Source organism: Rhodoferax ferrireducens, assembly GCF_031458075.1.
Lineage (GTDB): Bacteria > Pseudomonadota > Gammaproteobacteria > Burkholderiales > Burkholderiaceae_C > Rhodoferax_B > Rhodoferax_B ferrireducens_A.
Map to the genome: position 1 here is coordinate 585,758 of NZ_JAVDXT010000002.1, position 15,790 is coordinate 601,547.

Below are 15,790 nucleotides of genomic sequence, written 5' to 3' on the forward strand. Positions count from 1 at the left end.
TTATTTGATAGCAAAATGTGTTTCAAGATGTGTGTAAACGCGCACACCAGTCGGCGTGGTACGGCAGCAAACCGGGCAGATGCAGGCCCGGTACGGCTTGCAGTTGCTGGGCAGCCCAGGGCTGGGCCCAGTGGCTCAGCATCCAGGCGCCGCGGGCTGTGCCCTCCATCGCGTCCAGGCTGGCGCAGCAGCGGTGTCCGGGCAACAGCGCCTGCAGCAGGCCCAGGTACAGCGGGTTGCGGGCCAACGGACCTTCTATGACCACCGTGGATGCTGGGTTGCCGGGCCGCAGTTGGCCCACCAGCCAGGCGGTGACTTGGGCGCAGTACAGCGCGGCCAGGGCCGAGCGTGCGGCCGGGGGCAGATCTTGCAAACCTACGGCTTGGCCGGCGCGCAGCACTTCACCAACGCGTTGCATAAACGGCCCGCCCTGGGGGGCGAAGCTGGGCAGGGCCAGGGTCTGGCTTTGCAGCAGTGCGGCCACATCCGCGGGCGTACCCAGGTCGGCCGGCGCGCCGTCCAGCAGCGCCGCGAACTCGCGGCCGCCCATGAAACGCGCCGTAGGCGTGGCCTGGCTGCGCACGTTGACGTTGCACAGCATGTCGCGTTCCGCATCCAGTGTGGTGGTGGGCGCGTCGGGCGCCATCAGCACGGTCCAGGTGCCGGAGGACACGACAGTCAGGTCTTGTTCGCTGGCCAGGTAGCGCGCCAGGCAGGCATTGCTGTCGTGCACGCCGACGTGGATTTCGCAGCTTTTTGGCAAACCCAGCGCTTCTGCCAATTCCGGGCGTACCGTGCCCAGCACCTGCCAGGCGGGCGCCAGCGGGGCGAACAGCGCGGCCCAGCCCTGGGTTTGGGCCAGCTGCGAATAGCCGTGTGCGTCCGGCAGCCACAGCTGGGTATGGCAGCCGAGGGATGACACCTCGCTGGCCGCCACGCCGCTGAGCCACCAGGCCCAGTACTGCGGATAAGGCAGCAGGGTACGCGTGCGCGCCCAGGCTTCGGGGTGGGTGTGTTGCAGCCAGTACAGCTGGCGCGCGGCGTTCAGGCCCATGGGCAGATCGGGCGACAGGGTGGCGTTGAAGCCGTCGCGCTGGCGCTGGTAGGCCTGGTGCAGCGCGCTGGTCTGACTGGCGTAGCCGTCGAACTCATAGTCCAGCGGCGGCCAGGCCAGGCCTTCATCATCCAGCGCGACGAAGGCCGCGCCGTGGGTGCAGGGGACAACGCGCGCGCAGCGCCGGGTCAGGCGGGAGGCTGCCAGCGTGCTGCAAATCCAATCGGTCAGCCCGCCGATGTCCAGCGCGCTATAGCCTAGCGGCGCGGCGACCGGCGCGTTCTTGCGGCCGTGCTGCTCCAGCACCTCGCCGCTGTCGTCTACCAGCAGCAGCTTGGCGTGGCTTTTGCCGATGTCGATGACCAGGGTCAGGTCCAATGCCATGCTCAATCCAGATGGAACAGGCAGGGCAGGGGCTCGGCCACCGGGCTGCCATCGGGGTGGGTGCGCATCAAATCGCCCATATAGGCCCACCAGCGCTGCATCACCGGGTGCTGGGGTAGCTTGTCCATCGTGTGGTTTTGCGTGCGGCGCAGCACGGCGAACAGCACATGGTGCTCTTCATCGAGGTAGATGCTGTAGTCGCTGACGCCAGCGTTCTTCAGCAGGTCCACCAGCTCGGGCCAGATCTCGTCATGGCGCTTTTTGTATTCCGCCACGCAGCCAGGGTTAAGGAACATCCGAAAGGCGAATTTCTCACTGCTCATGCCAGCACCCTCCGGCGCTTGAACAGTTTGGGCAGCACCATGGAGACGATCAGCAGCGCGCCGATCACCATGGACATCACGATGCCGGTGACATTTGCCATGCCCATGGCAAAGGTGAACAGGCCCAGCAGCAACACCGCCAGCATGGTGCCCACGATGCTGCCGCGCCCGCCCTGGATGGCCACGCCGCCCAGGATCACCATGGTGATGGCATCGAGCTCCCAGCCCATGGCGATGTTCGGCCGGGTGCTGCCGATGCGCCCGGTCAGCATGATGGCGGCCAGCGCGGCCATCAGGCCGGCGAACACAAACAGCGCCATGCGGTAGCGGTCGGCCGCGATGCCCGAGAAGCGCGCGGCCACCGGATTCGCGCCAATCGCATACAGCTTGCGGCCCAGCACCGTGCGGTGTAGCACCACGCCCACTACCACCGCACCGACCAGCAGGATGGCGAATTCGATAGGGATGATCAGCCAGCGCACGCCTACCACCTCGCCCAGATAGCTGTTGCCCAGGGTGGAGAACACCTCGGGGTAGCCGGAGATCGCCTGGTCGCCCAGCGCCACCATGGCCAGGCCGCGGTACAGCGACAAGGTGCCAATCGTCACCACGATGGACGGCAGCTTGTAGCGCGTGACCAGCACGCCGTTCACCGCGCCGGCGATGCCGCCGGTGGCAAACGCTGCCAGAGTCATGACCAGCGGGCCAGCGCCGGCTTTCATCGCATAGCCCATGGCCAGCGAACTCAGGGCCAGGATGGCGGCAATCGACAGATCGATCTCGCCGGTGATGATCAGCAAGGCCAGCGCCAGCGCCAGAATGCCTTTTTCGCTGAAGTTGAAGGTGCTGTCGGCCAGCGCATCGGGCGAGATAAAGCCCGGCTGCGTGTAGCCAAATACCAGCAGTAGCAAGACCAGCAGGCCCAGCAGCACGCGTTCCCATGTGTTCCAGGCTTTCATGCCGTGGCCCCTTTCAATGTGGTTCTTTCCAGAATCTGGCGGCCTGCACGGCGCTCAGAGCGCGCATTTACCGTGACCGAAATCAAGATCACTGCGCCGGCAATCGCCTGCTGCCAGAACGGCGACACCTGGATCACCGGTAGCGCGCCGTTGACCACGCCGATAAACAGTACGCCCAGGGCCGCACCCAGCACGGTACCGACGCCACCGCCAATGCTCACGCCGCCAATCACGCAGGCCGCCACCACGGTCAGCTCATAGCCCGCGGCGAGTTCGGTATAGGCAATCGAATAGCGCCCGACCCATAGCAGGCCGGCCAGCCCGGCCAGCATGCCCGACAAGGTGTAGACCATCATCAGCCGCTTGCGCGCCGAGATGCCCACATAGGCGGCGGCGTGCGGGTTGCCGCCCAGGGCGTAGATCTCGCGGCCTTCGCGGCGCAGCTTCAAAAAGACGGCTGCCGCCACCAGCACGGCGATGGCAAACCACACCAACGCCGGCAGGCCGAGCCAGACCTCGCGCGGCAAGCCCTTGATGACCGGGTGGATGTCCTGGTCCGACACCCAGGCGCCTTTGCTGGCGACAAAGATGGCGCCGCGGTAGGCCGACATGGTGCCCAGGGTCACGACGATAGGCGGCAGGTCAAAGCGGGTGACCAGCCAGCCGTTCACCGCGCCCAGCAGGGCGCCTACGCCCAACGCCACTACCAGCAGCACCGGCACCGAAGCGCCCGGCCAGGCCTTGCCGATCAGCGCGCAGACCATGCCTGTCAACGCCAGATTGGAGGCCACGGACAGGTCGATGCCGCGGGTCAGCAGCACCAGCATCTGGCCCATCACCAGGATGGCCAGGATGGCCGAGTCGTTGGCAATGTCCATGCCGTTGCGCCAGGTCAGGAACACCGGGGCGCGCGCGCCCACGGCCAGGGCGATGGCGACGATGATGGCCAGCAACAGCCACTCGCGCCTAATAGAAGTCCACTGTTTCATGCTGCTAGTTTCTCCAGGACCACGGCCCGTACGTTGGGGGCCGGTGTGGGGTTATGGGGTGGGGCGGCGGGCGCAGTGCCCAGGCCCGAGGCGGCGGACACGATCTGTTCGGCCGGTACGCTGCCGCGTGCAAATTCGGCCACCTGCACGCCACGGCGCATGACGATGGTGCGGTGCGCCAGGTGCATCACCTCGGGCAATTCGCTGGACACCAGAATCACCGCCAGGCCTTGTTCGACCATCTCGGCAATCAGCTGGTACACCGCCTGCTTGGCACCTACGTCGATGCCCTTGGTGGGTTCGTCCAGAATCACGATGCGCGGGTCCAGCCCCAGCCATTTGGCGATCACCACTTTTTGCTGGTTGCCGCCCGACAGGCCGGACAGCAAGGTGTCGGGCGAATGCGTCTTGATGCGCAGGCGTTCGATCATGCGCTGGCACAGCGCCGACTCGCGCAGCTTGGACAGCCAGATGCCGCGCGCAAAGCGGCTCAGGCCGGCCAGGCTGATGTTGTGTTCTACCGAGAAGTCCAGAATGCCGCCCTGGCGCTGGCGCTCTTCGGGCACATAGGCGATGCCGGCGGCAATCGCATCGCCGGGCCGGCGGGCGTTGAGCTTCTGGCCGTTGACTACAAAGCTGCCGTGGGCGGCGGGGTTCAGGCCCATGATGGCCAGCATGGCCTCGCTACGGCCCGAGCCCACCAGGCCGTAAAAGCCCAGGATTTCGCCACGGCGCAGTTCAAAGCCGATGTTGTGGAACTCGGTGGGGTGCGACAGGGCTTGCACCGTCATCACCACCTCGCCGGGTTGAGAGTTGATCTGCGGGTAGATCTGGTCGATGGCGCGACCGGCCATCAGCTTGATCAGTTCCTGCTCGCTGGCGTCGGCAATCGCGCCGCTGCCCACGGTGGTGCCGTCGCGTAGCACCACATAGCGGTCGGCCACGGCAAAAATTTCATCGAACTTGTGGGTGATGAAGATCACGCCCACGCCTTGGGTCCGCAGCTTGCGCACGATGCCGTAGAAGTCGCGGATCTCGGCCTGCGACAAGGCGGCGGTGGGCTCGTCCAGGATCACCACCGAGGCTTTTTGCGACAAGGCCCGGGCAATCTCCACCAGGTGCCGCTCGGCCAGGCTCAGGTCTTTTACCAGCGTGATGGCATTGAAGCGCGCACCGATCTGCTCCAGCACCGCTTGGGCCTGGGTGTTCATTGCCGACCAGTCGATGAACGGGCCGCGCATCAGGTGCCGCCCTACGTAAATGTTCTCGGCCACGCTGAGCTCTTCGAACATCACCGTTTCCTGGTGCACCGCCAGGATGCCCGCGGCCTGCGAGGCCTGGGCGTTGGCAAAAGTGTGGGCCACGCCGTTCAGCGTGATCGTGCCTTCGTCCACCGGCACCACGCCGGTGAGCAGCTTGACCAGCGTGGACTTGCCGGCGCCGTTCTCGCCGACCAGGGCCAGCACTTCTCCGGCCCGCAGTTCCAGGTCCACCCCGCGCAGCGCGTAGGTAGCGCCGTAGCGTTTGTGGATACCTTGCAAGCTCAGTAAGACATCGGTCATTTAAAAATCCAGCTTCGCATAAAAAAGGGGCACCTACCCTGACAGAGATGCCCCACAAACTCTTTGGCTGGCACCTACAGGTGCCAGCGGGCCTGTCGCTTTAGAAAAACTTTGCAAACTTCTCTACGTTGGTGGCGTCGTAGGTGAAGGGCTCGGACATGGCTGCTTCTCCGTTCGCATCCAGGGTCACCGTGCCGACGCGGCCAAGGGATACCTTGTCGCCGGCCTTGCCGGTGACCTTGCCCGAGATGAACTGGTTGGCAGCGTAGATGGACGAGTAGCCCAGGTCAATCGGGTTCCAGATGGCGAAGGACTTGACCGCGCCGCTCTTCACATGGCCGGCCATTTCCGACGGCAGGCCCAGGCCCGTCACGAAGATGGTGCCGACCTTCTTTTCGTCTTGCACGGCCTTGGCGGCAGCTGCTACACCCACGGTGGTGGGGGCGATGATGGCCTTCAGGTTGGGGTAGCTCTTGAACAAGCCTTGGGCTTCGCGGTAGCTCTTGTCGGTCTGGTCGTCGCCATACACCACGCTGACCAGTTTCAGGCCCTTGTAGGCGGGCTGGGCCAGCACTTTCTTGGCTTCGTCGATCCAGATGTTCTGGTTGGTGGCCTGGGCGGTGGCCGACAGCACGGCGACTTCGCCGGTGGCACCGATGGCGTCGGCCGTCATCTTCACCAGCTTCTCGCCGATCAGCGGGTTGCTGGAGGGGTTGAGGTGCATCAGGCGGCCGTCCTTGCGTACGCCGGAGTCAAACGAAATGACCTTGATGCCGCGGTCCATGGCGCGCTTGAGCACCGGGGCCAGGGCATCCGGGTCATTGGCCGAGATGACGATGGCCGAGACCTTTTGCGCGATCAGCGAGTTGACGATTTCGATCTGGCCTTCGGCCGTGGCCTTGGCCGGGCCGGTGTAGATGATTTCCACGTTCTTCAGTTCTTTGGCGGCCTCTTGCGCGCCCTGGTTGGCGGCGTCAAAGAAGCCGTTGCCCAGACTCTTCACCACCAGGGCGATCTTGTCTGCTGCAAAAGCCGGGCTGGCCAAGGCCGCGCCCAGTGCCACGGTGATCAGGGTTGCGAGGTGTTTCTTCATGTTGTCTCCTGGATGTCGTTGTTGGTATGGAAATATGACCCGAGGGTCGGTCTCGCTACTGGCGGCATACGTGGGTACGGTGCCGCCAGTGTCGATGGGGTGCGCTTTGCCTTCGGCAAATGCGCTTACACAATGCCGCTGCTGGGGCCTGCGGCGGGCCGCACGGCCGCCACGCCGGCGCGGTAGCCGCTGGCCCGGTAGGTGGCCACGGGGTCGGCGGCGCCGCCGGCTTCGATGCGGATCTTTTGCAGCAGCGGGGTCACATCGGTGTGGAACGCAGTCTTCAAGGTCTGCGCCGCCATCAGCACGTCGTTGCTGTCCTGGTAGCCGGTGAGGGCCGTGCGGTCGACCAGCAGGGCCTGGGCGTAGCAGCGCTGCACGGTGACGGCGCTGGTCATCAGGCTCTCGATCGGATCGGTCACGTTGTGCGACTGGTCCAGCATGTAAGCGGGGTTGAAGTTGGGCGCCTTGCTTTGCGCCGCGTCGACCAGTTCGTTGAACACCAGGAACAGCTGGAAGGGGTTGATGCTGCCGCTGTCCAGGTCGTCGTCGCCGTACTTGCTGTCGTTGAAGTGGAAGCCAGCCAGCTTTTGCGCATGCACCAGGCGGGCCACGATCATCTCGATATTGGTGTTCGGCGCGTGGTGGCCCAGGTCCACCAGGCAGCGGGCTTTCTCGCCCAGGCTTTGCGCGGCCAGCAGGCTGCTGCCCCAGTCCTGGATGACGGTGGCGTAGAAGGCCGGTTCGAACATCTTGTGTTCCAGGAACATGTTCCAGTCGGCTGGCAGGGCCGCGTAGATCTGGCGGTTGCTGTCCAGGTAACGCTCAAACTGGCGGCGGAAGTGGCTTTGGCCGGGGAAGTTGGAGCCGTCGCCAATCCACACCGTCAGCGCCTTGCTGCCGATCTGCTTGCCGATTTCGATGCATTCCAGGTTGTGCGCTACGGCCTGGGCGCGCACACCGGCGTCGGCATGGGTCAGGCTGCCGAATTTGTACGACAGCGGCTGGTCCTTCTGGTCGGAGAAGGTGTTGGAGTTGACTGCGTCAAAGCCCAGGCCGAAGGACTCGGCATGCTGGCGCAGTTCCTTGTAGTCGCTGACCTTGTCCCAGGGGAAATGCGGCGACACGGTGGGGGTGCAGCGCACCAGCTGCTGGATCACGCCGCAGTCCTGCAGCTTGTCGAACACATTGCGTGGCTCGCCCTTGCCGGGGAAGCGGGCGAAGCGGGTGCCGCCGGTGCCCACGCCCCAGCTGGGCACGGCCACGGCGAACTTCGCTACCTCGGCTTTCAGCGTGTCGATGTTGACATTGCGGCGGGCCAGCTGTTCGCCCAGATGTTTGTAGTCAGAATCGACTCTGGCGCTGACACTATGTGCGTGGTCAGCTATTAATTCAGGAGCAATTTTGGTCGTGGTCATGGCTGTCTCGTGTTGTGTTTTTAATGGGCAATCAGCGCGGGAATGCAGCCAGGTTACCCGCATCCACGTTGATGATGTTGCCGGTCGATTTGGCGGCCAGATCGCTGGCCAGGAAGTAGGTGGCTTCGGCAATGTCTTCGGGGAAGACGCTGCGCTTCAGCATGGAGCGGTCGCGGTAGAAGGCTTCGAGTTCTTCCTCGCTGATCTTGTTGGCGGCGGCGCGTTCCTGGCTCCAGGCACCGGTCCATATCTTGCTGCCGCGGATGACGGCGTCGGGGTTGACCACGTTGGAGCGTATGCCCAGCGGTGCGCCTTCCAAAGCAAAGCTGCGCGACAGCTGGATCTCGGCGGCCTTGGCCGCGCAGTAGGCGCTGGCCTGGGCGCTGGCCACCATGCCGTTCTTGCTGGCGATATAGACCATGGCGCCGCCGATGGCCTGGGCCTTCATCAGGCGGAAGGCTTCGCGACCCACCAAAAAGTAGCCGGTGGCCAGGATGTTCTGGTTGCGCATCCACAATGCCAGGCTGGTGTCTTCGATCGGTGCTGCCGAGGCGATGCCGGCGTTGGACACCAGGATGTCCACGCCGCCAAACTCCAGCGTGGCCTGCACATAGGCGTTGATGACGGAGTCTTCGGACGTCACGTCGCAGACCATGCTGCGCACCACGTCCTTACCAAAACGCTTGGCCAGCTCGGCGCGGGTGGATTCCAGTGCTTCCACATCGATGTCCAGCAGCGCCACGCAACCGCCTTCGTTCAGAAAGCGCTCGACGATGGCGCGGCCGATGCCGCCGGCGCCGCCGGTGACCACCGCCACCTTGCCGACCAGGGGCTTGGCCTTGGGCATGCGCTGCAGCTTGGCTTCCTCCAGCAACCAGTATTCGATGTCAAACGCCTCTTGCTCGGGCAGGCCCACATAGGTGTCGATGGCGTTGGCGTCGCGCATCACGTTGATGGCGTTCATATAGAACTCGCCGGCGATGCGTGCCGTGGCCTTGTCCTTGGCAATCGACACCATGCCGATGCCGGGCAGCAGGATGATGACCGGATTGGCATCGCGCAGGGCCGGGCTGTCGGCGCGTTTGCAGCGCTCGTAGTAGGCGGCGTAGTCGGCGCGGTAGGCGACCAGCTTTTCTTCCAGCGCGGCGGCCAGGGCAGCGCCTTCTAAGTTGTAGACAGCTGCTTCCAGGATCAGCGGGCGGATCTTGGTGCGCAGGAAATGGTCGGGGCAGGAGGTGCCCATGGCGGCCAGAGGCGCCAGATCCCGGCTGTTGACGAATTCCATCACCGTGGGTTGGCGGTCCACGTGCAGCAGCTTGTGGCCGCTTTTCGAGGCCAGGCCACGCAGCACCGGCAGCACGCGGGCCAGCGTCGCGTCTTGCTCGGCGGTGGGCAGCGATTCTTGCGCCACGCCACCAAAACTCACTGCGTTGCGGGCCACACGTTCGCGGCCCAGCCAGTTTTGCGCATGGGCGATTACGCCCACGGTGTTTTCATAGCAGGTCTTGGCCGTGTCGCCCCAGGTGAACAGGCCGTGGCCGGCCAGCACCAGGCCGCGCTGGTCGGGGTGGGCGGCTTGGTAGCGTTGCAGCATCAGGCCGAGCTCGAAGCCGGGCTTGCGCCAGGGCAACCAGCCGACCGTGCCTTCAAAAATTTTCGCCGTCAGCGCTTCGCTGTTGGCCATGGCGGCAATGGCGATCACCGCGTCGGGGTGCATGTGGTCCACATGGGCGAACGGCAGGTAGGCGTGCAGGGGGGTGTCGATGCTGGCGGCACGCGGGTTCAGGTTGAAGGTGCAGTGCGGCAGGTAGGCCACCATCTCGTCTTCAAACTGCGGGCCGCGGTAGAGCTTTTGCAGCGCGTTCAGCTTGTCCATGTACAAGGTGCTGAAGCCGTCGAGCTTCATCGAGCCCACGTCGCCACCCGAGCCCTTGACCCACAGAACGGTGGTGTCCTGGCCGCTCAGCGGGTCTTTTTGCACCAGCTTGGCCGAGGTGTTGCCGCCGCCGTAGTTGGTGATGCGCAGGTCGGAGCCCAGCAGGTTCGAGCGGTACAGCAGCAGGCCGGACGCATCCAGCGTGGCGGCATGGGCGTCGTTCCAGGTGGGGAAGGGGGCGATGGTGGTGTTGGACATGGGCAGGCGGGTGGTGGGCAGGAGGGCAAAAGGGTTGCGATGGGCTGAAGTCTAGGTAGCGCCATGCATATAGACAACACATAGGTTTTTATGTTTTGGCAAAGTTTTGCTTATACTTTTGGCCTGCCAGGGCATGGGTTTGCTGGGGAGCGCTATAGGGTTCCAAATGCTGCACTGCAGCTTAGGGAAACCCCCTGCAAGCCCCTGCGGAACCTGTCGATTTGCCTACCCGTCCACCGCCCGGTTTCCGGGTGAAACCCTGTACTGCTTTGCATGAAAAACGCCACCCTGCGCCAGCTGCGGATTTTTGAGGCCGTGGCCACCAGCCTCAGCTACTCGCGCGCCGCCGAACAGCTGCACCTGACCCAGCCCGCTGTGTCCATGCAGATCAGCCAGCTGCAGGAGGATGTGGGCCAGCCGCTGTTCGTCAAAACCGGCAAGCGCCTGGTGCTCAGCCCGCCCGGCGAAGCCTTGCTCCGCCACACCCGTCGCATCCTCGACCAGGTGCGCATCGCAGACGAGGCCATGGCCGCCAGCCGCAGCGGTGAGGGCGGCCTGCTGCACCTGGGCGTGGTGCCGACTGCACACTACTTTGCGCCGGCGCTGCTGATGGCCTTCAAGGCGCGGCACCCGGGCATCCGCTTCAAGCTGACGGTGGAGCGGCGCGAGAAGATTCTGGCCATGCTGCAAGAGCACCAGCTGGACGTGGCCATCGGCGGCTATCCGCCCAGCGAGGCCGATGTGGAGGCCGAAACCTTTGCCCGGAATCCGCACTGCATCGTCGCTCCGCCCAGTCACCCGCTGGCTGCGCGCCGCAAGCTGACCTGGGCCGATTTGCGCACCGAGGACTTCATCTTCCGCGAGCCCGGCTCGGCCACCCGGCAGTTCCTGGAGCACCTGCTGCAATCGCAGTCGCTGCAGGTGAATGTGTCGATGGAGCTATCGGGCAACGAGACCATCAAGCAGGCCGTGATGGTTGGCATGGGCATCAGCTTTTTGTCGGCCCACGTGTTCCAGGTCGAGCTGGCCGCCGGCATGCTGGCGGTGCTGGACCTGCAGGACATGCCGAAGATGCTGGACTGGTGCCTGCTGCACCGCCGCGATGCCGTGCCGTCGGATCTGGGGGCGGCGTTTCGGGACTTTGTGCTGGCGGATGGGGCGGGGTTTGCGGCGTGCAGGATGTAGGCAACACTAGGCGCAATTTCACTGAACCCTTACCACCTTCCAGCAAAACCCTAAAGTCCACGAGGCATCGCACTGCAGCTACCCTGCCATCCATTCAGTCTTTGACCTACGCCCCATTTCAAGGAACCCATTGCATGACCGAAACCAATGCCTACACGCCCCCCCAAGTCTGGACCTGGGACAAGGAAAACGGTGGCGAGTTTGCCAGTATCAACCGTCCGATCTCCGGTTCCACCCACTACAAGGAACTGCCAGTTGGAAAACACCCGCTGCAGCTGTACTCGCTGGCCACGCCGAACGGGATCAAGGTGACGGTGATGCTGGAGGAGCTGCTCGCCTTGGGCCACACCGGTGCTGAATACGACGCCTGGCTGATCCGCATCACCGAAGGCCAGCAGTTCGGCAGCGGCTTTGTCGAGGTCAACCCCAATTCCAAGATTCCCGCGCTGATGGACCGCAGTGGCGCCGAGCCGGTGCGGGTGTTCGAGTCGGGCGCCATCCTGCAGTACCTGGCGGAGAAGTTTGGTGCTTTTCTGCCTGCCAGCGGTGCGGCGCGGGCCGAGTGCCTGTCCTGGCTGTTCTGGCAGATGGGCAGCGCGCCGTTTCTGGGCGGCGGTTTTGGCCATTTTTATGCCTACGCGCCGGCCAAGCTGGAGTACCCGATCAACCGCTACGCGATGGAGGTCAAGCGGCAGCTGGACGTGCTGGACCACCGCCTGGCCGAGCACGGCTACCTGGCGGGTGACGACTACAGCATTGCCGACATTGCGGTGTGGCCCTGGTATGGCGGCCTGGTGCTGGGCCAGCTGTACGGCGCGGCCGAGTTCCTGAGCGTGCACGAATACACCCACGTGCTGCGTTGGGCCAGGGAGATTGCTGCGCGCCCCGCAGTGCAGCGCGGCCGCAAGGTCAACCGCGCCTGGGGCGAGCCGTCCGACCAGTTGCACGAGCGCCATGCCGCCAGCGATTTCGACACACAGACCCAAGACAAGCTTGTCCAGGGGTGAGCGCTAGTGCAGCTTGCAGGGATTTAAGGGAAATAGGCCGCTAGCGCAGTTAGTACCAGCGCTGGCAGCTATCAAATAAGTAGCGAAGCGGCTTGCCTGGTGTTGCCAGCACACCCGCTCCCCTATGATCGCGTTTCCATGAAGACCCAGCGCCTTGTGCCGAAACCGGACATCGATACCACGCGCTGCACCGGCTGCGGTTGGTGCGTGCCGACCTGCCATTTGCATCTGCTGTCGCTGGAAGCCCAGGGCTGGAAGAAGTTTTCGGTGGTCAGCGATCTGGATGCCTGCACCGGCTGCAAGAAGTGCGCGGTGCGCTGCCCTTTCGACGCCATCACCATGCGCAGCGCTGCAGACTGAATCAGTCCAGCGAGATATTGGTCTTGGCGGCCACCACCCTCCAGCGCAGCACCTCGGCCTCGGTGTGCTTGCCCAGCGCGGCGCCGGTGTACTGCTCGGGCGGCAGCAGCTGGATCGCCTGCTCGCTCATCTTGCCGGTGAAGGCCTTGTCGGTCATCACCTTCAGGTAGGCCTGCTGCACCTTGTCGAGCGCGGCCTTGGGCGTGCCCTTGGGCGCGTAGATACCGTACCAGGTGGAGGCCTCGAAGCCCGGCAGCACGGTCTCGGCCAGGGTCGGCACATCCTTTAACTGCGGCAGCCGCACCTTGGAGGTGACGGCCAGCGCGCGCACCTTGGTTTCGGTGATTTGCGGCAGCGCGGTATTGGTCTGGTCGAACATACCATCGACCTGGCCGCCGATCACGTCGACCAGGGCCGGCCCCGCGCCCTTGTACGGCACTAGCGTGACCTTGATGCCGGCCGAGCTGGCGACCAGCGCCGCGATCAGGTGCGAGCTGGAGCCCACGCCGGCATTGCTGATGAACAGCTTGTCGGGGTTCTTCTTGCCGAAGTCGATCAGGCCCTGGATGTCCTTGGCCGGGTGCTCCTTGCGCACCATCAGCACCAGCGGCGTGTCGGGAAAGCGGAACACCGGTTCGAAGTCCTTCACCGGGTCGTAGGCCAGCTTTTTGTACAGCGCCGGCGCCGCACCCATATAGCCCATGTGGCCGACCAGCATGGTGTAGCCGTCGGGCGTGGCGCGTGCAGCCTTGGCCGTGCCCACCGTGCCGCCGGCGCCAGGGGAGTTGTCGATGATGATGGGCTGGCCCAGTTCGCGCGCCACGCGTTCGGCGATGCTGCGCGCCAGCGCGTCGGTGGGGCCGCCGGCGGCGAAGGGCACGATCCAGGTGACTGGCTTGATGGGGTAGGTCTGGGCGAAGGCCAGCGAGGCCGTGGCCAGGGTGGCGGCGATGGTGGCGCGCACAGCAAATCGGGTGAATGTGGGCATGTCTGTCTCCGGTGGATTGTGGATGGATGGGGAATCAGGTGGGCGAGGGGGCAGAGCTCAACTCGGCCGACAAGGCCAGCGCGCGGTCCACCATCTGCGGTGCCAGGCCCAGGTAGTTGGCCGGGTCGGTGAGCCGGTCAATCGTGGCGCGGTCGAAGTGCGCGGTGACCGCGGGCAGCGCGGCCAGGGCTTCGGCCAGGGTGCCGCCGTGGTCGTTCACTGTGCGGCAGGCGTCGTAGACCAGGTCATGCGCCTGCTGCCGGCCGATGTGCGGCGCCATGCCCATCATCACGGCCTCGGCCACGATCAAGCCCTTGGTGATGCCGAGGTTGTGCGCCATGCGGGCCTCGTCGACGACCAGGCCGCCGAGCGCGAATTTGGCCTGGTGCAGCGCGCCAGACGTGAGGATGAAGCTCTCGGGGATGGCAATCCACTCGGCATGCCAGGGGCCGGTGGCGCGTTCGAAGTCCTGCACCATGGCGTCGACCATCAGGCCCGCATGCTGGCGCACGGCCTTGCTGGCGGCCAGCATCAGCTCGCTGGAGATCGGGTTGCGCTTTTGCGGCATGGTGCTGCTGGCGCCCCGGCCCTTGACGAAGGGCTCGTAGACCTCGGCGAACTCGGTTGAGGCCATGATCATGATGTCCAGTGCGATCTTGCCCAGCGAACCGGTGACCAGCGCCAGCAGATTCACCGCCTCGGCAAAGCCGTCGCGCGCCACATGCCAGGTGGTGGCGGGCACGCCCAGGCCCAGCATTTCGGCCATGGCCTGCTGCACGGCAAAGCCCTGGTTGCCCTCTGACGTGCCCAGTGAGGCCAGCGTGCCGGCGGCGCCGGCAAACTCGACCAGTGCCACCCGCGGCCGCAGCTGGGCCAGGCGCTCCTGGTGCCGGTCGAACATCGCCAGCCAGATCGCCACCTTGTAGCCGAAGGTCACCGGCAGCGCCTGCTGCAAATGGGTGCGGCCGGCCATCGGCGTGTCGCGGTGCTTCTTCGCCAGCGCGGCCAGGATGCTGCGCAGCTCGCGGATGTCGGCGTCGATGCTGTCCAGTGCGTCGCGCACCTGCAGGGCGACGGCGGTGTCCATGATGTCCTGGGTGGTGGCGCCCCAGTGCACATAGCGGCCGGCCCCACCTTCACCATCTCCGCACATTGCCACCAGTTGGTGCACCAGCGGCAGGATCGGGTAGCCGACGATGTCGGTTTCTTCGCGCATATGGTCGAAGTCGATGCGCTCGATCTTCGACTCGCGGGCAATCACCTCGGCGGCCTCGGCGGGGATCACGCCGACGCGGGCCTCGGCCTGGGCCAGTGCGACTTCGGCATCGATGTAGCGCTGGATCAGCGCGTGGTCGGAGAAGATGGCGCGCATCTTGGCGGTGCCGAAGGCGTCGCGGAAAAGGATGGAATCGACGACGGTGCTGGCCATGGGCATGACGATGGGTGACACAAGAACTCCTCAATATGTTCGGACATATAAACTTTAATATGTCCGAACATATATAAAATCCGTACTTACCCGTAGAGGCAGAATCACGCCTATGAGCAACAAACCCCACTTCACCCACATTGCCGACCATTTGAAGCAGGGCATTACCTCCGGGCACTTCAGCGTGGGATCGCTGCTGCCGACCGAGCTGGAGCTGCGCGACCACTACCAGACCAGCCGGCATACCGTGCGCATGGCCTTGCTGGAGCTGCAGAAGCTGGGCCTGGTGTCGCGCCGCAAGAACGTGGGCACGCGGGTCGAGTCGGCCACGCCGCAGGTGGGCTTCCAGCAGTCGCTGGCCTCGGTGGAAGACCTGGTGCAGTTCGGCGCCACCCACAGCCGGGTGGTGCGCGAGGTTGAACAGGTGCAGGCCAAGGACGGGCTGGCGCGGCTGTTGGGCTGTGCCGAGGGCGCCCCATGGCTGCGCATCTCCAGCCTGCGCATGGAAAGCGCCGAGGCCGATCTACCCGATCTGCCGATAGGCTGGACCGATGTGTATGTGGACCCGGCCTACACCGAACTCGCAGCACTGGTGGAGGAGTCGCCCGAGGTGCTGGTCAGCACCTTGATCGAGCAGCACTACGGCCGCCGCGTGGCCGAGATCGTGCAGCAGGTGCAGGCGGTAGAGGTGCCCGCCGCGATGGCCGAGCGCCTGCAGATCCCACCCGGTGCAGCCGCGTTGCAGATCGTGCGCCGTTACCTCGACGCCGACGGCCAGGCCATCGAGATTACGGTGACGACGCACCCGGCGGACCGTTTTTCATTGACGATGCGGCTGCAACGGGCGGATGCGCGGCCACTGGCCTGAGCATTCACTGCGGGCGGTATGCAGTAGCCGTGGGTGA

At 64.9% G+C, this 15,790-nt stretch carries 14 protein-coding genes; 4 read left to right on the forward strand and 10 right to left on the reverse strand.

Features of this window, described 5'->3' with window-relative positions:
- Positions 1–22: 22 nt before the first annotated feature.
- From J2X19_RS11785 to J2X19_RS11820, 8 genes are all read right to left on the reverse strand, one after another.
- Complete coding sequence (locus tag J2X19_RS11785) at positions 23–1,438, reverse strand: FGGY-family carbohydrate kinase (protein WP_310373281.1); 1,416 nt, start codon at positions 1,436–1,438, stop codon at positions 23–25.
- Positions 1,439–1,440: 2 nt separating this feature from the next.
- Positions 1,441–1,761: an L-rhamnose mutarotase gene (rhaM, locus tag J2X19_RS11790; protein WP_310373282.1), complete on the reverse strand. Its 321-nt coding sequence runs from the start codon at positions 1,759–1,761 to the stop codon at positions 1,441–1,443.
- Positions 1,758–2,720: an ABC transporter permease gene (locus J2X19_RS11795; protein WP_310373283.1), complete on the reverse strand. Its 963-nt coding sequence runs from the start codon at positions 2,718–2,720 to the stop codon at positions 1,758–1,760. The genes rhaM and J2X19_RS11795 overlap by 4 nt, the downstream gene beginning before the upstream one ends.
- Positions 2,717–3,709 carry an ABC transporter permease gene (locus J2X19_RS11800; protein ID WP_310373284.1) on the reverse strand — a complete coding sequence of 331 codons (993 nt, stop codon included), beginning with the start codon at positions 3,707–3,709 and terminating at the stop codon, positions 2,717–2,719. Before J2X19_RS11800 ends, J2X19_RS11795 begins: the two co-directional genes overlap by 4 nt.
- On the reverse strand, positions 3,706–5,271 hold the full coding sequence (locus J2X19_RS11805) for a sugar ABC transporter ATP-binding protein (protein ID WP_310373285.1): 1,566 nt from the start codon (positions 5,269–5,271) through the stop codon (positions 3,706–3,708). Before J2X19_RS11805 ends, J2X19_RS11800 begins: the two co-directional genes overlap by 4 nt.
- 100 nt (positions 5,272–5,371) lie before the next feature.
- A complete protein-coding gene (gene rhaS, locus J2X19_RS11810; protein WP_310373286.1) occupies positions 5,372–6,364 on the reverse strand; it encodes a rhamnose ABC transporter substrate-binding protein in 993 nt (330 codons plus the stop codon).
- A 125-nt stretch (positions 6,365–6,489) separates the two neighbouring features.
- Positions 6,490–7,782 carry an L-rhamnose catabolism isomerase gene (gene rhaI, locus J2X19_RS11815; protein WP_310373287.1) on the reverse strand — a complete coding sequence of 431 codons (1,293 nt, stop codon included), beginning with the start codon at positions 7,780–7,782 and terminating at the stop codon, positions 6,490–6,492.
- Positions 7,783–7,813: 31 nt separating this feature from the next.
- Positions 7,814–9,916 (reverse strand): bifunctional rhamnulose-1-phosphate aldolase/short-chain dehydrogenase, encoded by a 2,103-nt coding sequence (locus J2X19_RS11820; protein WP_310373288.1) that lies wholly within the window; start codon positions 9,914–9,916, stop codon positions 7,814–7,816.
- A 273-nt stretch (positions 9,917–10,189) separates the two neighbouring features.
- Between J2X19_RS11820 and J2X19_RS11825 the strand changes: the two genes are divergently transcribed.
- The 3 genes from J2X19_RS11825 to J2X19_RS11835 all read left to right on the forward strand — a co-directional run bounded on the left by J2X19_RS11825 (position 10,190) and on the right by J2X19_RS11835 (position 12,468).
- Positions 10,190–11,101, forward strand: a complete 912-nt coding sequence (locus J2X19_RS11825) for a LysR family transcriptional regulator (protein WP_310373289.1) — start codon at positions 10,190–10,192, stop codon at positions 11,099–11,101.
- A 134-nt stretch (positions 11,102–11,235) separates the two neighbouring features.
- The gene (yghU, locus tag J2X19_RS11830) at positions 11,236–12,108 is read left to right on the forward strand and encodes a glutathione-dependent disulfide-bond oxidoreductase (protein ID WP_310373290.1); all 873 of its coding nucleotides are present in this window, start codon (positions 11,236–11,238) and stop codon (positions 12,106–12,108) included.
- A 138-nt stretch (positions 12,109–12,246) separates the two neighbouring features.
- Positions 12,247–12,468: an ATP-binding protein gene (locus J2X19_RS11835; RefSeq protein WP_310373291.1), complete on the forward strand. Its 222-nt coding sequence runs from the start codon at positions 12,247–12,249 to the stop codon at positions 12,466–12,468.
- Between the two features lies 1 nt (position 12,469).
- Here the strand turns inward: J2X19_RS11835 and J2X19_RS11840 are convergent, their stop codons facing one another.
- Positions 12,470–13,456 carry a tripartite tricarboxylate transporter substrate binding protein BugD gene (locus J2X19_RS11840; protein WP_310373292.1) on the reverse strand — a complete coding sequence of 329 codons (987 nt, stop codon included), beginning with the start codon at positions 13,454–13,456 and terminating at the stop codon, positions 12,470–12,472.
- Between the two features lie 34 nt (positions 13,457–13,490).
- Positions 13,491–14,885 (reverse strand): class-II fumarase/aspartase family protein, encoded by a 1,395-nt coding sequence (locus J2X19_RS11845; RefSeq protein ID WP_310374528.1) that lies wholly within the window; start codon positions 14,883–14,885, stop codon positions 13,491–13,493.
- Positions 14,886–14,997: 112 nt separating this feature from the next.
- On the opposite strand from J2X19_RS11845, the gene J2X19_RS11850 reads away from it, so the two are divergent.
- The gene (locus J2X19_RS11850; protein ID WP_310373294.1) at positions 14,998–15,753 is read left to right on the forward strand and encodes a GntR family transcriptional regulator; all 756 of its coding nucleotides are present in this window, start codon (positions 14,998–15,000) and stop codon (positions 15,751–15,753) included.
- Positions 15,754–15,790: the final 37 nt, after the last annotated feature.

Coding starts and splice junctions, on each gene's coding strand:
- J2X19_RS11820 (WP_310373288.1), bottom strand. CDS start 9,916: ATGTCCAACACCACCATCGCCCCCTTCCCCACCTGGAACGACGCCCAT.
- J2X19_RS11845 (WP_310374528.1), bottom strand. CDS start 14,885: ATGGCCAGCACCGTCGTCGATTCCATCCTTTTCCGCGACGCCTTCGGC.
- J2X19_RS11840 (WP_310373292.1), bottom strand. CDS start 13,456: ATGCCCACATTCACCCGATTTGCTGTGCGCGCCACCATCGCCGCCACC.
- J2X19_RS11850 (WP_310373294.1), top strand. CDS start 14,998: ATGAGCAACAAACCCCACTTCACCCACATTGCCGACCATTTGAAGCAG.
- J2X19_RS11825 (WP_310373289.1), top strand. CDS start 10,190: ATGAAAAACGCCACCCTGCGCCAGCTGCGGATTTTTGAGGCCGTGGCC.
- J2X19_RS11835 (WP_310373291.1), top strand. CDS start 12,247: ATGAAGACCCAGCGCCTTGTGCCGAAACCGGACATCGATACCACGCGC.
- rhaM (WP_310373282.1), bottom strand. CDS start 1,761: ATGAGCAGTGAGAAATTCGCCTTTCGGATGTTCCTTAACCCTGGCTGC.
- J2X19_RS11800 (WP_310373284.1), bottom strand. CDS start 3,709: ATGAAACAGTGGACTTCTATTAGGCGCGAGTGGCTGTTGCTGGCCATC.
- J2X19_RS11795 (WP_310373283.1), bottom strand. CDS start 2,720: ATGAAAGCCTGGAACACATGGGAACGCGTGCTGCTGGGCCTGCTGGTC.
- J2X19_RS11805 (WP_310373285.1), bottom strand. CDS start 5,271: ATGACCGATGTCTTACTGAGCTTGCAAGGTATCCACAAACGCTACGGC.
- yghU (WP_310373290.1), top strand. CDS start 11,236: ATGACCGAAACCAATGCCTACACGCCCCCCCAAGTCTGGACCTGGGAC.
- J2X19_RS11785 (WP_310373281.1), bottom strand. CDS start 1,438: ATGGCATTGGACCTGACCCTGGTCATCGACATCGGCAAAAGCCACGCC.
- rhaS (WP_310373286.1), bottom strand. CDS start 6,364: ATGAAGAAACACCTCGCAACCCTGATCACCGTGGCACTGGGCGCGGCC.
- rhaI (WP_310373287.1), bottom strand. CDS start 7,782: ATGACCACGACCAAAATTGCTCCTGAATTAATAGCTGACCACGCACAT.